Genomic DNA, 20725 nt, shown 5'->3' with positions numbered 1-20725 from the left:
CCTCCGATGATCAGATCACACATTGAGCAGTACTAGGTCGGGACCGGGGTGGACATAGACACCGGCGCTGGTCGCATTGCCGACAGCGGCGACCCGCGCACCTCCGATGATTACCAGCGACCGGTCGCGCGCGAAGGTTCTCGCCGGCGGCGGTTGGGGCGGCGGCACGGGCGCGAACTTGCCGTAGTCGAAGATGGACGAGGGGCGAGCCGTCCCCAAGGTGGCGCCGATCATCTCCTCGAACAACGCGCGCGGCGCGGCGGCTTTGGTAACGACCGCGGCGCCGGCGTCGCCTGAGCCGGCCAGGACGCTGATCCCCCGTTCCAACGCCAGCGCGCCGTCCCCCCCTGCCTCGTACATCTGTCGTGCAACCAGCGTACGGGCCTGGGTGTCCGAGAACTGCAGGAATTTGGCGACGCCGAAGAGCTTGCCGCCCGCGCTGAGATTTGGATCGCTCAGGACCGTGTGCAAAGCCGCGCCGTCCTCGTCCTTCGGCGGGTTGTCGGCATTGGCCAGTCCCGCCGCACCGCGCAGAAGGTTCGAATTGACGATCCGCACGGCCGGGCTGATCGTCTTCTCCGCGGCGAAGACCTTGAACTTCGCCTCGGCCTCGCGGGCGCTTTGACCGTAGACCCCGTGCTGGTCGCCGTTGCGTAACCCTTCCAGAAGCGCATCCGCCTGCAGCGGCAGAGACAGGCCCATTCCTTCGCCGAAGTCCAGCTTGAGGCTGAGGCCGGGCTTGATGGTCCCGCCCGGGAAGGGGATCGGCTTGGGCCTGGGCAACGGTTTCGGCGGCAGCGCCGCTGGCTGGTCTCCGACCAGCCCGTTGGAGGATGCTGTGACCGCCGCGTTGCCACAGCGTAGGACAGCGACGTTCACCTCGCCGAGCGCCTCGCAGCGGTTGCCGGTGAAAACAACGGCGTCGAGATTGCGCAGATAGACTGCCGAGGTTCCGGTCGCCGTTTCCAGCTCGTTCGCGGTCACCCCGCCCGAGATCAGCGCCACCCCGTCGTTCAGGATCTGCAGCGCGGGACCCTGCGCGGTAATATCGTTAGCCACCACCTGCACCGAGCGGCGTACGCGCGGCGGCGGTAGAAGGATGATCGGCGGCCGGAAGCGGATGAAATCCAGGATCGGCTTGATCGGCCTTACCGGCTCCAGCACCGGTAGATCGGCAAACCAACTGTCAGCGGCTGCAATGGCTGGGCCTATATCGGGCGCAGGGCGCGGGCCGGTCGTAACCGCGGTGAAGCTGACGGGTTTCGCCGCATCGGCCAGTTCGATGGCGCCGAACTCGAAACTGTTCGCCGCGCTCGACTTGGCCGTGGTCGCCTGGATCATGTTGACCGCAAAAAGCTCGGCATTCAGAAAGCTGGGAAACAGATCCGCGATGCCCGGCTTCGCGCCGCCCGGAGGCTTGACCAGTGGCACTGGCTCGACCACCAGCGCCGGCTCGCGCGAGAGGCGCCCGACCAGCCGCGCGTCAAGGTCCGAGGTCACAATCAGCAGGCCCGTTCCGCCGGTCTGGCCGCCGGCGTGGCGGATGCGGTTGCCGCGCGCGGTGATGTCGCCACGCCAGTCGACCAGAATCTCATGCAGGAGCGCCGCCGATGTGCGGTTGCCGTTTCCTGCGAGGCGGTTGTCGTTCAGCACCAACTCGCCCCGGCCGATGATGGCGACCACCGCCTGCGCGTAGGCGGTCTGGGCCGGATCGGCCGAGCCCGCGCATGCCCTTGCCGCATTGTCCAAGACCTGCAGCGAGACGGTCCCCTCGGGCCGCAGGTCGATAGCCGAGATCGGTGCTCGATCGATGCGGTTCGCTGTCACGCTCACTCGTGTCAGTTGCGCGCCGGTGGGGGCGAGAGGATGGTCTGCGGCTCCTGCCAGCACGATGCCCATCCGGGCAGCCGCGATGTCGTTGCCGTCGAGCGCAAGGGCCGATGAGGGCGCGGCACAATAGAACCCGTCCGCCGGATGCGCCCGGAACCCATTCGGTTGCAGCGGTGGCGGCAGGATCAGCGGCGGAATGCCGGTGATCGAGCCCACGCCACGCTTCAGCTTGTCGAGAATCCCGGCCAGGTCATGCGTCGCCAGGATGCCGTCGCGTAGGCTGGGCGAGATCATGTCGGGCGCGGCGCCGAGCGCCTGGTGTATCTGCAACACCCGATCTTGTTCAGTGCCGCTGGTGCTCGTCGCCGTCTCGATCAACTGCGCAAGCTGCGAGAGCGGCGTGGTCTCGGGCGCCGCCGCACGGTCCGCTGCACCCGACTTGGCCAGCTTTGCGCTGATGGACGCAAGCGCCGAGACGGCCGACGCGAGCGCATCAGGTGAAGGGGCGTCGAGGCTCAGGGTCTTCTTCGCCTCGGCGATCTGCGATCTGACCGTGTCCTGCTCCTTCGACGAGAGGTCCAGCGCCCTCATGTTCCGTTCCGCGGCGTCGCCGAAAAGGGCGACGCCATCGGCTCGGTCCTTGGCCTTGTCATAGACGCCTATCTCCAGCGCCATTTGCGGCAGCACCCCCAGACGGTCGGCCGGAATCGCCCGCGCGGTCGTGGCCTCCGCTCCGGGCACATCGCCCGCCTTTGTCAGCGCGTCCAAGCTGAACCGGGCCCTTTCGCGGAACTCGGCTCGCGCCTTGGGATCGTCGGTCTCCAGGGCGCGCGATAGCGCCGTGAGCGCGTCATCCACTTGGCCGCCGACGCCGTCTTCCTCGGCCACCAGCTCGGCCAACTGCCTGGTTGCGGCCTCGGCCAGCTTCAGCTCGAACGCCTCGTCCAGCTTGTCGAGCGCGGCAGCCTCGGCGATGCGGCTGTCGACTGCCTTGGCGGCAACCGAGATCACGCTTTTGCTGCGGTCGAGCGCGCGTTTTGCAACCTCTTCGGCCAGGTCGCCGCCGGCCGCCGTCACAAAGACGCCGACAGGTCGAGCTTCCATCTCGGCGACTGCGGCGGCCGACTCACTCGCCACGAGATCGCGCAGTTCGGTGAGGCGGGCCGAAGTCAGCCTGCGTCCCGCTGCGGCATTGGCAAAAGCCGCCCGGACGCGGGCGGCACGGTCGGGCGCCACCGGTTCCAGCACGGTTAGAAGCGCCGTCACCGAACGTTCCGCAATCGCGAAGCGATTGATGATCGTGCCCCTGTTGGTATCCTCCAGCCCGGTCACCAGCCGCGTGCTGAGGTCCCGTAAATTGGCTAACCGCCGGTCGATGTCGGGAGTTCCGGCCGCGCCCGCCGGAGCGGCCCCAAAGGTCTGCGCGGTTTCGACCACCAGCGCGAGCTTGCCCAGCGATGCGCTCAGCTTGCGCCTCGGTTCGGCGTCGCCTGGACGATCGATGACGGCCTTGGCGACCTCGATCAGGTCGGGGATGGCCTGCTGCTGAACCTTCGGCAACTCCTCGAAACGCCGGGCTATAAACTCGGCCTGTTCCGTAACGACGGCCTTGTCGGCAAGTGCCGTCCTGTCAAATGACCCGGCCACCGACCATATCTTCGCCGTTTCGACGTCCGGCGCGGTGATCCCGGCGGCGTCGGACACCGCACCCCGCAGCAGGTCCGCCGCCTGCAACGCTTCTGCCGCGCCTTTGGAGGCGCTGACCATCTCGCTCGCTTCGGCGATGCGCCCGGCGATCACGGCCAGTTCGCCGCCCGCCGCCCGCATAGAGGGCAGCACCGTGTCGACCGCCAGCCGAAGACCAGAGCGCAATTCGACAGCGCCTCCGCCAGCCAGCGCGAAGTCGGCCACCTTGGCGCGCAGCCCGGCGATGGACTTGTGCAAAGACGCGGCGGGAACGAAGACAGCCGAGGTTGCGGGGGCCAATGGCTCCAGCCGGAACTTGTCGAACAGGTCCAGAAGCGGCGGTCTGCCCGGCGGCAGAAACAGGGGCGGGTTGAAGACGATCGGTTCGACCACGCCGGTGATGTTGGCGACCCGATTGTCGCGCGCGATCAAGTCGCGCCCGCCCATCGTCAGTAACCCCGCTGTGCGCATCTCTCCACCCGGATCTCGGAAATTCGGTGGCAAAACGCGCGTGCCGACACCGTCAATCACGTTGCGCAGGATCTCGGCGCCCTCGACATGGCTCAACACCACGCCGCCGCGCAGAAGTGCCTCGTCGAGCCAGCGAAGGAGTGCATCGACCGCGACGTGAGCTGGTCCGTCCAGCGCCAGCAGCCGTTCCAACGCACTGCGCGGTGTGGCGTTGGCCGGCAAGTTGGCGAGCCTCGGCTCAAGATCGGCCAGCGCACGGGTCGCGGCGACACTCCACGTCACGCTGGCCCGGGCGACATCCTCGATCCGGTTCTCGGCCAGTTCCAGCGCGCCGATAACGCCGCCATGCCCCACAGCGCGGATGCCGGATCCGCCCAAGCCCATAACATGATTCCTCAGAAGGCGGAGGTTGTGCGCGGGCGTCGGTCCGGCCAGCACGATGCCGTCGGCCAGCGTCGTGGCGCCCGAGCCCTGGATGCGCGTGTCCACGACCTCAAGGTCGCTGACTGGCCGGGTTGGCAGGCCCGGCGCATATGTGCCAGACCCCAAGACGATGCCGGCCTCCAGCGCGAATGGACCGCGATTCTGGGGTGACGGCGGCAGCGCGATCCAGCAGTCGCGCACTCGCACTCCGGTTCCCGTGACCCGGATGCCGCTTCGCGTATCGGGTGCCACGCCCGCGCCCAAATCGGCCAACCGAATCTCGTTTGCCGCGACATCGATCCCGTCGCCGTCCAAAGACAGGCCGATCTCGGGCACGTCGACCACTTGGTTGTCGCTCACCACGATCCGGTCCAGCGCCGCCGAGCGGTTCTCGGCCTGGTCCGACACGGTGATCCCGGTCAGGAACCTCTGGATCCGGTTGCCTGTGATGCCCAGCCCGTCGATACGGCCATCGGCGATTGATATCCCGTCGCGGCCCCCATCCACCGGGGCAAGGTCGTTATCGGCGATGACGATGTCGCCGAGGTAGAGCGCAGAGCGCGGGAAGGCAAGGATGGTGGCGATGGACAGGTAGCGCGCGTAGGGCACCGCCACAATGCCGGCCGGCGCGGTGATCCGGTTCTCTCGGACGGTGACGTTGGCACAATCGCCGGTGATCAGCACACCCGCCGCCACCGTTCCCGCACCGCCCACCGGCGCCCGCGACAGGATATCCAGGCGCGAGATATCGACGTTGCGGCTGTCGCAGACGGTGACCACGCCATGTGGCAGCCCCTGCAGCACCTGCAGCTGGTCCGGCGCACTCTGTTCGAGCGGCACGCCGGGCCGTTCGCGCTGCAAGCGGCGCAGTTCTTCCAGCGTGCGAACGATCGAGGCTCCGATCCTGCCGAAACCCGGCCTGAGGCCGCGCAGCGTTTCGCCCAGCCGCGCCACCAGCCCTTGCGGACCTGCGTCCGCCAGCGCAAGGTCGGCCGGCAGAAGCGGCCGCACTTCGCGGATGCCCGCGACGATCGCCTCCAGACCGGTAATGGGACCGAGAATGATCGCCGCTGGCCGGGTCGAGCCGAAGGGCGTGTTGACCTCCGGTGTCTCCTCAACGCGCATTAGCTCGATCGTGACGTGCCCCTCGGCGCCGCAGGCGTCGAGGTGAAAGGCTCCGCCCGCTCCGGTGACGCGCAGCCGGGTCGCCGGACCGTCGCCGAGGATTCTGACCGAGGACCGGGCCTGCAGGATCACTGGGTGTTCCAGGACGTAGTCCCCGGCACGGACGTAGATCGTGCCGCCTTGGCCGCCCAGCCGGGCGAGGGCGGTCTGGATCACCTCGTCCCCATGGACACCCTCGGCGATATTTTGGTCGATGTCGCCGAAGGTGCGAACGCCGTCGCCTACCACCACTGTGAAGGCGCCCGGTGACAGGCGCCGCCGGCCCAGTTCGATCAGTCGGTCTCGCACGTGGTCGAGCGGCATGAACTTGCGGCGGAGGTCGATCAGACGACGCCCCTGCGGCAGCCATTCCAGCAGCCCGACCGGCGCGCGGTCGCGCTGCGGCCCGTGCACCGGGTCTAGCGTCAACTGGTCCACCGTGCCGAAAGCGCCACCGTCGGGATCGGCGATCCGTGCTGCGAAACTCCAGTATTCTCCGGCGCGGAAATCCACGCCGTCGAAGCCGAAGGCGATGCCGTCGCGCAGGTTGTATCGCACGTCCGTCAACAGCCAGTCAGCCCCGTCCCACCGTCGCACCGCGGCGTGGCGGCTCATCAGCAACGCACGGCCGAGTGGTCCGCCGACGTTCAGCGCCGCAGGCACCTCTGCAAGCGCCTCGGCCCCTGCGAAAAACTCCAGCCGCCCGGTGGCGGTGTCAACCGCCCGGATGCGGCGCAGCGTCGGCCGGTGCCCGTCGCGACCGGGGTCAAGTCGGGTCCAATCGTCCTCCACCACCACCAGGTCGTCGACCGAGTAGCGCCCCGCCTCCTCGTGGCTGATGACGACGGAGGCTGACGTCTGCGCCGCGTCCTCGATCAGGGGCGAGACCTGCGCGGCGTTGTCGCGCGCCCACGCTATCACAGGGGCGGCGAGACCCGCGCCGTCGTGCAGAATCTCGATCCGGACATGGGCGTTGATCTTGCCGCGGTAGCCTTCGCCGGACGACAGGTTCTCGGAGAACAGACAACGGTCGCGGCAGGGATCGGGGTCCTCGATCGGGAACCGGTTCGGCCTCGCGCCCTCGGCGAGGTTGGTGGTGAGAAGGCCGCCGCCCATCGGCTCGGGCGGCAGAAGCGGCGCGTCCCTGGACAGTTCGACTGCGCGGATCTGTGTGACCATCCGCGAGCGGAAGGTGGTCGGTTCGCCCGCGAGCGCTGGTTCCTCGAGGAAGCTGTCATCGAAGCTGTGGACCGGCCGGTCTGAGATATCGAAGTAGAGCAGATGCCGCCGGCTGAGGTCGCCGGGTCGCACCAGCGGCACCGGGTTTGGCAGATCGGGTTGCGCCGAGTAGCGCCAGTCGCCCTCGATGAAGCTGCGTCGACCGGCGACGAAGACCCGGCCCGCGCCGGTCACCGTCCCATCGCCGCCGCGCAGGACGAGGTCGGTCTCCGGCAGGTCGTCATCGACGGCCAGCAGCGCGTCGACAAAGATTTCGGCGCGCGGCGGCAGGCCGGCGAGACCCCAGCCACGGACCAGAAGCCTTGCGTTGCCGTTCGGCGCGTTGGAGCGCGGGAAGGCGGCGAAGGCGGCAAGGGGGACGCTAATCTGCCGCCATTCGCCCGCCTGCACGCCGGGATCGACCGGTGCGACCTCTCGCGCCTGCCCGGCCGCGTCCTCGAAGATGATGCGAATGTTCACCACCTCGTCGTCGGTCGGCGGACGGTCGAACCGGATCTGAGCGATTAGCGCGGCGGCCTGGAAGGTCGCGGCGCCCTCGATGCCCGAGACAGGCCGCGACAGAAGGTCAAGCCACGCCGGGAAGGTCCGGTGTAGCGCGGTAACGCCACGCGCCCGAATCACTTGCGGCAGGCTTTCGGGATCGCGCCGGGCCAGGCCCACCTCCATCCGAATGTTGCGCAGGTCGCCGGGGGGCAGGCCGGCGCCGCGCCAGCCCGCCAGACCCAGCACAGGGTCCAGCAGGTTGTACTCTGATACCAGGAACCCGTCGTCCGGCGATCCCTCGGCCACATCGCCGGACCGTCGCCACGCATCGGTACGGGTTATCATCGCCTGTTCGTTCGCGTCCGAATCGAGTCGGGCGCGACCCATCTCCTCGCCTACGAAGTTGAAGCGCCGGCGCTCGTCGAAGCGGGATCGAGATGTGCGGGCCTTCATGGCAGCCTCCGATTCATGGCAAAGCCGACGCGGCGGGTGCGGTCCTCGTGAAGGGCCGTCATGCCCATCGGCAGAAAGTCTTCGGTTCTCGAAATCATCTCGTGGCAGGCGCCGACGCGGTCGGCGTAAGCGCCCGGGCTCTGGCCCCGTTCGCCGGCCATCATCAGCGCGGGCGGGTTGTTGTCGTCGAGCGCGAGGTACGACGCACAGCCCGGTAGGGCCGAGGTGAACGAAACTGGCGCAACCATCGAGCGAAACTGCATCGGCGGCCGCCCACCCTCTGGCAGGACGGAGAACCTGAGGTGACCGAGGTCGGGGCGGCCTGCGATGACTTCTCCCGCAAAGACACAGGACGAGGCCTCCATCTGCCCTGCAAGGGTCGTGCCCAGGACCGTACAGTGCCTAAGCCGGATACGCCCTCCAGTTGCATCGATCGCCGCCGCGCCGCGATCCCCCGCATCAAAGGTGCAGCCGGTCGCGATCAACTGCGCCCAAGGTGGCAGTGCCGCCCGGCCGACATGGCAGCCGTGCAGAAAGACGAACAGCATCGCCTCGGGCACCGTGTACAAGGCCGGCCCAGACTGGAACCCGGCGCCAAGAACCGACAATCCGGTCGCGCCCGGCCGGCCGAGCCAGGACCACCGCACGTCGATCCGTCCTGCAGACATCTGTCCTTCCAAGCGCCCACCCAGGTCCAGCCCGCCAAGCCAGACGTGCGGTCCCTCGTCGGCCTCCCCCCCGGCCGACATCCGCTCCGCCAGCGTGAGCGACGTGCCGTCCGGATCGGGAGCTATAAACGGAACGTGCGATGGGGCGCCGTGGCCGATGACAGTGCGGCTCCCCTCGGCAAGGCGCAGGTGCGTCGGCCCGAGTCGAGGCGATCCCGCAAAAACGACATGCGCATTACCGCCGCTTGTCGCCATCGCGAGGTCGGCAGCGTAAAGGCCTAGGGGCGCAGGCTCGCCGGCAAGTTGCGGGTCGACGTATGTCATGTCCAGGTCTCTCGGCACCCGGCGTACGACGGCATCGCCGCGCGCCCCCGGATCCGCCCATGTGCGCTGGATCGAGGGTTCGAATGCCTCAAACCCCGGACCAGCCGGGGCAGGGCGCGCGACACGCTTGGAAAAGCTGATCCGGCCCGGTGCCAGGCCCTGCCGCATCACTACCCGCCCAAGGCGTGGATCGACGCCCACCGTGTCGGATAGATCGAGCGCCAGCGGCTTGTCCCATGGCGAAAGCGACACCTGTCTTAGCTTGAGCGGTTGCCATGCCAGCCGTTCGCACGCGCCGAAGCGGGGTGCGACCTCCCGGCGGATCGCTGTCGGTGCGGCGCGTCCCCCGCCCAGGTGGAAACTCGGCTGCGCCAACTCGCCGGGCGGAAGCCAGCGGCGCGCGGTGCCGTCAACCTCGACGATGAAGAGAGCCATGTCCGCTTCGCGGGTCAGATGGACGGCGGGCAGGAAGGCGATCTGCGCCCTCGCGCCGCGCGAGAAGACAACCTCGGACGGCGGCAGCGGCGGCGGGCCGGTGACGATGAATTCCTCCCCGACGAACAGCGCATCGCCGTCCGTGGGCGGGTTCGGGCTGCCGTCCCGCTCCAGCGGACCCTGTTCCCACCGCGTGGCGGTCGCATTCAGCCGCATGAGGCGCGGCGCGGTGCGGTTCGCCCAAACTAGCACTTGCAAGCGGCCGCCGACATGGGCGGCCCAAAGCGCGCCCGGCGCGCCGGCCTCCTCGAGCGGTATGTCGGAGAGTTCGGTCCATCGAGGTCGAGGTCCAGCCAGATCGCTCAGGAAGACAGCCGCTGACAGAGATCCCGGCTTCGACGCGCCGCCGATCGCCACCAGACCCTCCGGCGTCGAGACCAACTGCCCCCCTATTCGCGGAATCTCTCCCTGCCGGCCACGCGGCAGGCGCATGTGATGCGGGCGCCAGGTGAACGCCTCAGGCCCGGCAAGCGCGATCGACCACAGGTCGTCGCGCGGCTCGGGCTCCGCACCGTCGGCCGCCTCGTCGGCGCCGCCGAAGATGCAAAGCCTGTCACCATGCAGACAGGCCATCGGCAGAAGCCGCGCCGCGGGATGCAGTGCAGGGGCCGCGTCCATTCGGTCGATCGCGGGATTGCCCAGGGGATCAGCGATCCGCCAAAGACCGAGGCCCGCCTCGGGCTCGTCCGCGCCAATCAGCAGAAGCGACCCGTCCGACGCCGCCACGAGAGCATGGAACGGTCCATCGACCGGGGCATCGGTGTCGGGCCTGTTCTCAGCGGCAAGCGCGCCAAGGTCGAGCGGTGCAAAGCTCCAGCCCGGCCCGCTAGCGGGCTGCAGCGCCGCGAGGCCGATCGCAACTCCACGCCGTTCCAGCCGGACCAACCGCAATGGCCCGGCGTCGGCCATTGCGACCACCGGGCTCAAGGGGGCGCCGCCCGCAACGCCGAAGGTCTGGGAGGTCCAGTCGCCATTCGGCGCACGGCGGTAACCCCGGTCCAGTTGGTCGCGGGTCAGCCGTATCGCTGCGACGGCGCCGCCTGCCTGAAATCGCGCGGCCGGTCCTTCGGTCGGCGCCGCGACAAGACCCTTTGTCGCGCGGAACTCCAGCGTCGCGGCGTTCTCCGCTCCCGCCGCGCCGAGCGCGACATTGCCGGCTACGGTCGCGGCAATGCTTGCATCGTTGTCCAACGCGACAAGGCGCAAGGTCCAGCGGTCAGCAGGCGAGGGCCGATCCGCATCCGCAAGGCGCAGAACCGGATCGCCGATCACCGGGCGGAACTCAGCCGGGCCGATATCCTCCGGAACATCCGCGCCGACCAGACAGACGCCGTCGACCTCGATCTGTAGCGCACCACTCGCCTCGACCTCGGCGCCCGCAACGGCCAGTGCTGTCGGCGTCAGAACCTGCGTCGCCCTGCGTTCAGGGACGGGCTCCGGCGGCGGTTCATGTGCCGGCGTCAGGCGGGCGGCGGCATAGTCGGCCTCGACCGGCGCGTCCCAGACCGCACGCTCCACACCGCCCGCGGGGTCGAACGTGAAGCCGATGAAGCTGACATTCGCCCGATGGCGATGTGCGATTTCACGGATCGTGCCGCGTCCATCGGGTCCCGCCAACGGATGCGCACTGCCGGGCGAGCGCGCCTCAATAAATGCGCTGGCAAGTCGCGAGGTCCGGATCAGGGCGATATGCGGCTGCGCCCAGCCGTTGAGATCCAAGTTGCGCGGCGCGACGGCGATGCGTCCGGCATCGGCTTGGCCAAGCCGGCGCAGTGCGGCTTCCACCGTTTCGCCTTCGGCCCGGACCAGCGCGTCCCGGTCCATCAACCGCGCCGCGTCGCGCGGCCCGGTCCCACGAGCGGCACGCCGCGACAGAGGATCGGCTAGCCCGATCGGATCCCAGGTCACTGCGGTCAGTCCCCGTTGCGGCACCGGATGATCCAGCCGCTGGGTGACGAACAGCGAACGGAATGCCTCCTCAACTTCGGCGCTCCAACCGGTGGAGCCGGAGATAACGTCCTCGAGCACCTGCACCGTGCCTTTGCGGCGCAGCCAGTGTATCATCTGCGCGATCACCGCACGGTTGGTCGGCGCCCCATCGCGGTAGAGCCGCGCGTCCACCAGATCGGCGATCAGTGCCAGCGCCTCGTCCGAGGCGGTCTCGACGAAATGGTCCTCGTGCAGCGTGTCGACAGCTGCTTCCAGCATGTCGAGCGGCTCGGCCAGCGCCTGCAGCAGCCGCAGGAGCGGGCGCTCCGGCTGGGTGCGGGCGTCCTGGCGATGGTAGACGCCCGGAACCAGGCCGGCGAGTCTTTGGGCGCGTGGGGTCAGGTCGGCCAGAGTCGGTGTGGCGGGCAAGGTCATGGCAAGTCGCGTGCCTCTTCCCAACGGATGTCGAGCGGCTCGGCGTTGGCGCTACGCCTCGCCCAGAGCGGCAATTCCGCGAAGTCCACCGCGATCCGGTCCGCACGACGCGGGAAACGCTCTCCGCCGCGGTGGAATGCCTCGACATGCAGTGAGGCAAGCCCCGGAATACCCGACAGAGCACGATGCAAGTCCGACAGGTTCAGGGTCTGCCCCAGTTCCACCTTCGACGGATCGAGAAGCCCCGGCGGGTCGGCCGGGTCATATCCCAGCCGCGCCCTTGCCTCAGCGATGACCGCCAGCGGGGAGGCGCCCGGCTCGACCCTGAGGCGAAGCCTTGAGAGAATTGGCGCGATCTGGCGGTTGCGCACGTCAAGCGCGATACCCGGCGGAACCCGGGCCAGAAGGAATGCGGTGAGATCCGACAACTCGACCGCCGAGAGCTCCGCACCGGCGATGCCAGACACAACTATGTCCAGCCGCTCCCGCGCCTCGACGGTGCCGCCACGGCGCCGATGACGACGCACCGCGGCACGACGCACCGATCCGTAGTTCAGCGCCAGCCGCCGCGCGTCCGCGACCGAGACAGCGCGGTCTAGGACAGAGGCGGCGATCCCGGCCTCCAGTGCCTCTTCGGCGGTCTCGGCCGCGATCCCACCCTCCATTGGCAGGGGATTGAACGTTGCCGCGATGGCGCTGTGCGCGGTGGCAACTTCGCTGACCGCACCCGAGGCACGGTTGCCGTCCGGGCCGGACCCGACCCGATAGCTGATTTCGATGGGAGCGTCGGCCGGGATCGGCGCGTCGACGTCACCCGCCCCGATCCGCAGCCGCGCCACGCCCTCGGCGTCGATCGCCAGGAAGAAGGCGCCCGGCGGGGCCTCGGAAATGGCGGCGATCGGCACCTCGGTCCAGACCTGTCCGCTGATCCTGAGCGAGACCTGCGTCTTGCGCCCAGCCGGAGCCAACGGATCAGGCAACCAGGTCAGCGGATCGCCGGTTAGTACAAGCCCCGCCGCGCCGATTTGTGCGCGCGTGACGGTGCGGCGCACAGTCTTGCCATGGCTGACGGGCACGATGTTGCCTAAAATCATCGTGTCGCTGAGCCACATGGCGCGGGATAACGCGGGGCGGAAGGTCAGTTGCGTCATCGCAAGGCTGCGGCCATCGGGTACGGCTTCGGACACGCGCATAACCTGCACTGCTTGGCGGTAGGCGATGTCCTCGCGCACGTCACCGTTCGCCAGGATGGTGCGCGAGGTTTCGGCCACGACAAGCCAGTCGCCGGTCCGCAGGAAGGTGCTCTGAGTCCGCTCCGCGCGGGACTCGTCGAGGCTCGACAGCAGGAATACGGTATCCGTCCCCACCGGAGCGAAGCCGCGCGGCGGCTGGCCAGGCGCGCCATCGCCCGGCGCGCGCAGCGCCCGGTCGAGCCGCGAGAGCTTGCCCGGCCCGTAGAGTCGCACCATCTGGTCGCGCGCGTCTTGCATCAGCCCGTTCACCAGCGCGTCCAGGAAACCGGTGGTCTGATCCAGCCGGCGCGACCAGTCGGCATCGCTCTCGCTTGCCTGTCGGGCCAGTGCGGATTCGAGCCCTGCCATGGCCGACGGCTGGCGCCGGGCCATCTTGCCAAACTGTCCCAGCAGCATCTCCTGCGCCTCGGACAGAGGGCCGAACTCGGCATCGGCCGGCACCTCGTTCGCAAGTGACTGCGCGGCACAGACCTCGGCGCAAAGCGTCTGGAAAGCCTCCGAGAACGGGTCAATGGCCCCCGTCTCCTGCAACTCGCGCAGGGTCTCGGCGCGCTGCAAGGCGCGTGTCCGCATGCGGTCGGCGTTTCGGCGCGCGACGTCGCCAGCCAGCCCGGCTGCGAGCCGCCGCTCCAACTGCGGTAGAAGCGGAGCGCCCGGCGGCGGCACGAAGATTTCGGGATCGAGCAGTTGCGCCGAGGCGGCGATGCTTCCAGCGGTGTCTAGCGCGGGGAGCACGGTCGGAAGATACGGCAGGAAGGCGTTCCTCTCATGTGAGAGTTCGGCCGCCTTCAGCGTCTCGAACTGCGCCTCTGGGCGACCTCCAGCGGCGGGTGCCGTCAGCCGGAACTCGGGCGGGAGGGTAGCGCTGCGGCCTGGCTTAATCACGAAGTGCTGCAGGCCCGACGCGGCGAGCCCGGGCGTCGGCGGCGTGGCGACCAGCTCCAGGAGGCGCTTGCGCGAGGCGTCGAGCCTCAGGCATGGCAAGAACCCCTCACGCGCCCATTCCTCCTGGTAGGTCCACAGCACATGGAGCGGAAGCGCATAGCAGTCGATCAAGCCGCGGCCGGGGTCGGGCACCTCGCGCCGGTCGCGCCGCGGATCCCACGGCGTCTCGGCCCCTGCAAAGGCGCGCCGCGCCGCGTCGGCGATCTCGCGCACCAGTTCGGGGTGGCTTCGGACGCGGCTTGTCGCTGGGGCGGGGCGTTGGGTGATGGTCATGCCATCCCTCCGCAGGTGGTGACTGTCAATACGCCGTCCGGACCGCCGAAGGGTCGGGCCAGCACCGCGACCTCGGTCGCGCCGATGGGCATCTGGATCGCGCGGGCGTAATCCTGTGCGCCCGGCGCCAGCCGCCGCAGCCGCAGAATACGAACCGCGGTGACGCCTTCGACCGCCAGCACCGCGCGCTGAATCGCGTCGGGCGTCACGTCCCGGCCAAGGCCCGACCGGTCTGGATCGAACAGCCCACCATCGTCGCGCAACGCGGCCTCCACCCCGCGCTGTACCCGGTCGGCACTAGCCCAGTCGGCGATGTCGACCGCCAAGTCGATGTCCAGAGGCACGAAGTCCGGCGGCACCAGTTCAACGTCGAAGCCCATGAGCCGAATTTCGGCCAGACGCCTCCGGGTCAGCGCCCAGCGTCGCAGCCGCTCCGCCTCGCGAGCCTCTGCGAGTTCGTCCAGCGTCAGAGTGTCCTCGCCGGTCATCAGCGCGGTCACCAAGACGGTGCGGCCGAGGCCGGTGTCGATCACCGAGGCGCGGGCAGCGCCGACCTCGTCCATTGCCTCGAGCAGTCGCTCGTAGTCGCGCGGCGCGACTGCCGAAAGAGCCCGGCGATGCGCCAGCGGCGCCGTGGCCCGGATCGTCTCGATCCCGTCGGGATCGCGGCCGCCGGTCGCGGGCAGATCGTTGGTGACTGCGATGGCCCGGCTCAGTACGTCCAGCCGGTCGGCACGGCCCGGCAGGAGCATTTCTATCTCGCTGCCCGGGCCGAAAGTGAGTACACGGGTCAGCGCCCCGCGGCCGACATTCCCGATGGCGCCAAGGCCGACCGACAATGCGAGCTCCAGGCGACCACCGTCCCCTGCCGAAGCGATTGCCAGCCCGGGCCGCCCCGCGCGCGAGGAGCGTAGGGACATGGTCGGCGCGCCGCCGGTCTCGGCCGACAGGTCCTCGACCAGCGCTAGCGGAATGCCATCGAGGGTGGCGGCTATCCGCGCCGCGCCTATCGAGGGCGCCTCGTCGGGCAGGGGCCAACCTGACCGGTGCCGGCTGACCGGCCCGACCGGCAGGGTGACCTCGGCCAGCCGGCCCGTAGGCGCCGTCACTTCCAGCGTCATCATCGCACGCCAGGGCGCCAGCGGATCTGCCGCCGTGGCCGAGGCCTCCACTCCCGGCGCCAGTGGTTCGAGCGGCACCCCGTGATGGCCCGGAACGACATTGCCGCGCAGCGTACAGCGCCCGGCGGCATACTCGGCCGGTGCAGGGCGACGGGGATCCCAGGCAATCAGCGTGGAATCAGCGCCCTGCTCGACCGAGACGACGCGAACCACATGGCGCGGCAGATCCTCGCCGTCTGGCCCTGTACCTTCGACCACCAGCCAGCGCCCGGCGAGCCGTGGCGCAAGGTCGCCGGCGACCCGTGCGGTAAGCCCGCCGGACAGGATCACGCTGTCCTCGACCAGATCCAGGCTGGCGACCAGCGGGTCGTAGGCCAGCGTCGCCTCCGTCGCAAAGACAAGCGACAGTGCGTCGGCATCGGGGTTCACGACGAGGGTCCCGCGAGGAATCTCAAGTGTCCCTCCCGCCGCGAAGTCGGCCTCCAGACCAAGGGCAGCCGCGTCTGTCACCTCGAACCGCAGCATAGCGCTCGCCGAGTGACCGCGGTCGGGCATGTGATCGACCAGCCTCGCGTGATCTTCGAGCGCGCGCCACAGCGTAGCGGTAGACAGGTAGCCATTCGCAACCGCCTCTTCCTGCCGGTAGGCGACGAGGTCCATCTCCGACGCCAGCATCTCCATCAACATCGTTGTGAAGTCGCCCGCCGTCCGCGTTGTCCATTCGGGCATGACGACCCCGGCGCGAGCCATCATCGTCGCGAGGAAAGCGCTCCCGTCGCGACCGACATAGTCTACGAAGGGGCTGGGTTCTGGCGCAGGCAGCGGCGCGAGCGCCGGCGGGGGGTCGGGATCGGCAAAGACGCAGTGCCCGCCCGCGCGCGGCTGGCTGGCACCAATCCAGACCGGTGCCCCAGGCGCATCCCCCGGCACCGGCTCTGCCAGGGGATCGAGCGCGTTTCCGGGTAGAAGCGACAGGTCGATGTCAGTCGCTGGTGTCAGCGTCCCGGCGAGGAACGTCGCCGGAACAGGCGTCGTGGGACCTGACGCCACGTAGGGCAGCGGATCAGGCTCGGGCGCCAGAGGCGCGCTGCCGAGGCTGGCCCAGGAGGTGCCGCCGTTCAGGTCGCCGCCCAGGCCGACGAAAAGGCCCGGCCCGTTGTCCGTCGCGGTGAAAAGCGAATTCACCGCGGTCACGTCGGAGGTCGTGCAGTCGAGTCCATGACCCACGTGGTGAACCGTCAGATTCGCCAGCAGCACGCGTTCGGCGTCGATCCATCCGGTATTACTGGCGGTCCAGACCTCGGTCCCGCGCAGAGAGACATCACGCAGCGCGGCGTCGAACTGCACCGCTGTGCCCGTGACACGTCGGACGAGGCAACTTTCGACGGTGAGCGAGCCTGGATCCTGCCCGCCGAGCCACTCGGCAAAGTCTGAAACCGGCGCGGTGACCGACAGGCCTGTGACCTCCGGCGTATGGCCCGCCGTTCCCGGGCCGGGAAGCGCGGCGACACCGCCCACGATCAGCGCCTCGGCCAGTTCCGGTCCCAAGGTCAGCCAGCTGTCGGCTGGCGCACTCTGGCCGGACGGGTTGGCACCGCGCACCGCCTCGACGACGAGGTCCCGCAGGGCAATCCCCGGCGTTCCGTCATCGCGCGCGGGTTGGGCCGCGACCACGATGCGCGCGCCCGCCGCGCCGGTGCTGTGGCCTTGGATGTCGGTCGTCTCTCCGGCCAGCCAGTCGACGCTGCCGGTCGCGGCGATCAAAACGCCTAATGCCCGCTCGCCGAGTAATCCTTTCGTGCCCAGCGCCCTCAGTTCGACATCCCCCCGGCACAGGATCGCCGCTCCGAGTGCCATGTCGCCGCCGGCGCGCGCCTCCAACCCACTCAGCCGCACGTCCAATGCCGATATGATGCCTGGCGCGCCGCCACTGACGCGCGCCAGTAGCCCGGTCGCGATCCGGCCTGTCAGACCGTTGATCCGCGCGGCTGAGAAGCTGGCGCCTGCGGTCATATCTGTGGAAATGCCGGTGACGTCGCCCGAGGCGGCCAGACCTGATAGCGACAGGCCCGCAATTGCCGCATCACCGCCGGTCAGTGCGAGCCCGATGACGTGGCCGGCCGTCGCGCCGATGTCATCGCCCGCTAGGTCACGCAGTGTGACGGAGGGCGCGTCGACCGTAACACCCGTTGTGGTCCCGGCGCGAAGCGGACCGAAGCTCACCCCCTCGCAGAGGGCCGTGGTGGTGGCGGTCATGGCGAGAGCCGTCAGGAATCCGGTGGCTCGGGCGTCGATGCCGAGCGCTGTGAGGCTCAGTTCGGTGCCAGTCAGCTCCAGCGCCGTCAGGTCGCCCGCTACCGGCCCTCCTCCCTGCGCCTCGAAGCTTAGCCGGGTACTGCCGCGCCCCTTCGGCGCGCCTCGAAGCGTCAGACCCCGGCCGGCGGCCCCGAGCGCAAGGCCCGCCGCCAGGTGGAAGTCACCTGCGGGCAGCGACCACTCGGCCACGGCGCCGGCCGGGCTTGCCTCCAATGCTGCCTGAGCCGAGGCCAGCGCAGCCGCCAGGTCGCCGCCATCGAGCGAACGCGCGACCGAGAGGCCCTGGACCGGGAAGTCCGCGGGAAGGCGCAGCGCGATATCGCGCCCCGCCAAAGCTGTCAGTGTGCCGATCGTCACACGTTCCAGCCGTCCGGCGGGTGCGGCAAGCCAGAGACCCAATGCGCCGTCTCCGTCGAGATCGTCGAACGGCAGTCCCGGCGCGCCCGCACCCGTTAGATCGAAAACCCGCAGATCACCGACGATCGCCGTGCCGGTCGCGGCCAGCGAAAGCCCGAGCGCCGGTCCCCCCGCCTTCAGATCGGAGACGGTGGCCTCTTTCAGCGTCAGGACAGTCCCGCCAATCCTGGCGCCGGTCACCGGCCCGTCCGAACGCAGGGTCCCGATGGCAAGGCCTGTAAACCGCACCTCGGACGCGCCGGTCCCGTCGAACGCCAGGACCTCCGAGCCGCGTATCTCGCCGATTCGCAGTTTCTCGGCTTGAATCTTTCCGCCCGGCTGCACCGCAATTCCCCTGACACGGTTCTCCGATGACAGGCTGGAGACACCGACATTCGCCAGGCGCACGTCCGGCGCTTGCAGCGAGAGCCCGGTCAGGTCTCCGTTCGCGGAGAGCCCCGACACAAACACACCGCTTACCCGTAGGCTCATTGAGGCTCGGGCTGCGAGCCCAGTATGCACGCCCCGTGCAGCGGTGATCCTTAGCCCCTCGACCTGCAGCCGCGCGCCGACCAACGAAAGTGCAGCCGACTGGCCAAGGTGCAACTCCGCCCCGCGCCCCGCACCGCGCAGCGTCAGGATCAGCCCATCGGCACCCAGCGCCAAAGGCGCCTCGATCACGTAACGCCCCTGCGGCAACACCCAGGTCTCGGCCTCGCCGACCCCGCGCGCGGCAAAGGCCACCTGCGCCGCGCGCAGCGCTTTTTCAAGGTTACGCGGATCGAGCGTGCGGGTAGTCACGTTGCGCCCTCAAGCGGATGGGTCGTGGCCATGTGCAGCTCTTCGCCGGTGGCGCGGATGGTGAAAAGGATGTCGATCAACAGTTCGGCATCCTCGGCAGTTACCCGCACTGCATCCACGTCGATCAGGTCGCCCATCGCCTCGCGCAGGTTGACGGAGATCGTGTATTCCGCCGCCGCGATCGTGGCCGATCCGGTACCGGCGAAGACTAGCCGCTCGATCCCGCAGCCGAAGGTCGGTCGGCCAACTCTTTCTCCGGGGTTGGTGAACAGGACCTGCTCGATCTGCTGGCGAATCACGTCGGTCCGCGAAGCGCCCGAGACCGCGCCGCGCGCGCTGATGCCGAATGGGAAGCGGATTGCGGAGAAGCTCATGATGCGGCCTCCCGCGACGCCGCGCCGGCCCCCGGTCCCAGTCCGTGGCGGGCGAGCCGGACATCGGCTTCGTAGCGGCGGCTGACTTGTTCACTCTCCGCGCCCTCGGCAAGATGCTGGTTACGGGCCCAGCGGTGGCACACCGAAAGACAATACCAAATGCCGTTCAAAAGATGGCCCGCGCCATTTAGCCCGACCGGGCGGCGCGGCCGCACGATCGCCGGGTAGCGTTCAGCACGAACGACGCCTGCGCCCCGCACGAACCAGTCGGCCTCGCGCATCGCGGCGGTGTTCATCGCTTCGAGTTCAGTCGAGTGATGCGGTGTCCGGCCGGAGAATATCTCGCTCGCCTCTAGCACGTTCAGTGCCGTGTCGGCATTGACCGCCTTCGCGCCCTCCGACGGGTCCATCGCCGGGCCGCCGAACTCGATCTGTTTTAGCCGCGCGCCGATGATTTTCTCGCGCGGGTCTTGGCCCAGACGGGGATATCCTGGGTCAGTCGTGTCCTTCCGCTCAATCAACCGGGTAAGCTCGTTCAGCCGCCAGCTACGCATTCGTGTCGGCTGGTGGCTTTCCCAGCGTGCGTCAAACTCGAGCAACGACGGGGCGTCGCGTGGGAACAGCTGCAATTCGGGTTGCACCTTGGTCGTGTCGACCTCGCGGCCTTCCGTGCCCGGGGCGTGGAAATGGCCGCGCGTCTGGACGGTAGAATGGGCGGCCTCGGTGATCTCGCCCTGTTCCAGCTCGACATAGGTCTCGAACCCGTTCCGGCGTGCCAGAAGCCGTAGGAACTCAGCATCAGTGCAACGCTGCACCATCGCACCGCGCACCAGTTCGCGCACCGGAGCGGTCTTTTCGATTGAGGTTCCGTCGGTCTTGAACCCGTATTTCTGGAAGATCGTGGCTGCTATCTCGCTGTCGGACTTGCCCGACCAGGTCTTGACTACGGTCTGGAAATGCATCAGGCACGAGGCATCCAGCCCCGATACCTCCAGCCGACTATCCTCGACTCTGGCCTCGCCGAAGACCGGATGCATCTCGGTCACGTAACCATCGAAGACGTTCTCGGCGATGACCTCGCCTGCCCCGGGATCGGGGGCTAGAACGAAGCCTATTGTGATACGGCTCATCAGTTCCAGAGTCGGTCCGCCAGTGGCTTCCTGGAAGGGCCCGCGTTCCAGAAGACTCCAGTCGCCCTCGGCCGCGTCGCTGACCGGGCTCATGTCGAAAGTCATCCGGAAGGACGACGCGGCGTCCGTGCTTTCTTCGACCTCCAGTTCCAACACTCTGTCGCCCGCCAGCGGCAGTTCGACCCCATCGATCCAGAGCCGCAGTCGCGGCTCGTATTGTAGTGTGGTCATCGCACCCTCCGGGGCACGCGGATCGTCCGGCCAGGGTCCAGCAGGCTCGCCGGATCGTAGCTGCGGTTCAGGTCGGCAAGTCGCCAGAAGCCTTGGGGATCGCCGGTCAGCGCAGAGGCCAAAGTGTCGAGCCGATCCTGGGCACTGATGGCCTGCGTCACCGTCTCTGGCAGGACGGTCGGGCGGAAGCGCGGCTGGCAGATGTCAGCGGTCCCGTCGCGGCCGGGGATCGGCACCCGGTAGGTGGCCAGGCCATTATGACGCGAATTGCGGTTTTTGATCATG

The 20725-nt window shown here is 68.7% G+C and carries 7 protein-coding genes; all 7 read right to left on the bottom strand.

Annotated elements, in window-relative coordinates; translation table 11 throughout:
• Positions 1-15: 15 nt before the first annotated feature.
• Genes ABMA59_RS31145 through ABMA59_RS31115 form a run of 7 tightly spaced genes read right to left on the bottom strand, consistent with a single transcriptional unit; the run spans position 16 to position 20724 of the window.
• Positions 16-7749, bottom strand: a complete 7734-nt coding sequence (locus ABMA59_RS31145) for a hypothetical protein (RefSeq protein ID WP_349009271.1) — start codon at positions 7747-7749, stop codon at positions 16-18.
• On the bottom strand, positions 7746-11600 hold the full coding sequence (locus tag ABMA59_RS31140) for a phage tail protein (RefSeq protein WP_349009270.1): 3855 nt from the start codon (positions 11598-11600) through the stop codon (positions 7746-7748). Before ABMA59_RS31140 ends, ABMA59_RS31145 begins: the two co-directional genes overlap by 4 nt.
• The gene (locus ABMA59_RS31135) at positions 11597-14071 is read right to left on the bottom strand and encodes a baseplate J/gp47 family protein (protein ID WP_349009269.1); all 2475 of its coding nucleotides are present in this window, start codon (positions 14069-14071) and stop codon (positions 11597-11599) included. Before ABMA59_RS31135 ends, ABMA59_RS31140 begins: the two co-directional genes overlap by 4 nt.
• A complete protein-coding gene (locus ABMA59_RS31130) occupies positions 14068-18705 on the bottom strand; it encodes a baseplate J/gp47 family protein (protein WP_349009268.1) in 4638 nt (1545 codons plus the stop codon). The genes ABMA59_RS31135 and ABMA59_RS31130 overlap by 4 nt, the downstream gene beginning before the upstream one ends.
• Positions 18702-19079, bottom strand: coding sequence for a GPW/gp25 family protein (locus tag ABMA59_RS31125; protein ID WP_349009267.1), 378 nt, complete (start codon positions 19077-19079; stop codon positions 18702-18704). Before ABMA59_RS31125 ends, ABMA59_RS31130 begins: the two co-directional genes overlap by 4 nt.
• On the bottom strand, positions 19076-20440 hold the full coding sequence (locus tag ABMA59_RS31120; protein ID WP_349009266.1) for a hypothetical protein: 1365 nt from the start codon (positions 20438-20440) through the stop codon (positions 19076-19078). Before ABMA59_RS31120 ends, ABMA59_RS31125 begins: the two co-directional genes overlap by 4 nt.
• Entirely contained in the window at positions 20437-20724 is a 288-nt protein-coding gene (locus ABMA59_RS31115) for a hypothetical protein (protein WP_349009265.1), read from the bottom strand. The genes ABMA59_RS31120 and ABMA59_RS31115 overlap by 4 nt, the downstream gene beginning before the upstream one ends.
• Position 20725: the final 1 nt, after the last annotated feature.

The sequence above is a fragment of the Mesorhizobium yinganensis genome (assembly GCF_040081985.1).
Lineage (GTDB): Bacteria > Pseudomonadota > Alphaproteobacteria > Rhizobiales > Rhizobiaceae > Kumtagia > Kumtagia yinganensis.
This window is presented reverse-complemented; position numbering and strand designations above follow the sequence as displayed.

Coding starts and splice junctions, on each gene's coding strand:
- ABMA59_RS31145 (WP_349009271.1), bottom strand. CDS start 7,749: ATGAAGGCCCGCACATCTCGATCCCGCTTCGACGAGCGCCGGCGCTTC.
- ABMA59_RS31140 (WP_349009270.1), bottom strand. CDS start 11,600: ATGACCTTGCCCGCCACACCGACTCTGGCCGACCTGACCCCACGCGCC.
- ABMA59_RS31135 (WP_349009269.1), bottom strand. CDS start 14,071: ATGACCATCACCCAACGCCCCGCCCCAGCGACAAGCCGCGTCCGAAGC.
- ABMA59_RS31125 (WP_349009267.1), bottom strand. CDS start 19,079: ATGAGCTTCTCCGCAATCCGCTTCCCATTCGGCATCAGCGCGCGCGGC.
- ABMA59_RS31120 (WP_349009266.1), bottom strand. CDS start 20,440: ATGACCACACTACAATACGAGCCGCGACTGCGGCTCTGGATCGATGGG.
- ABMA59_RS31115 (WP_349009265.1), bottom strand. CDS start 20,724: ATGATCAAAAACCGCAATTCGCGTCATAATGGCCTGGCCACCTACCGG.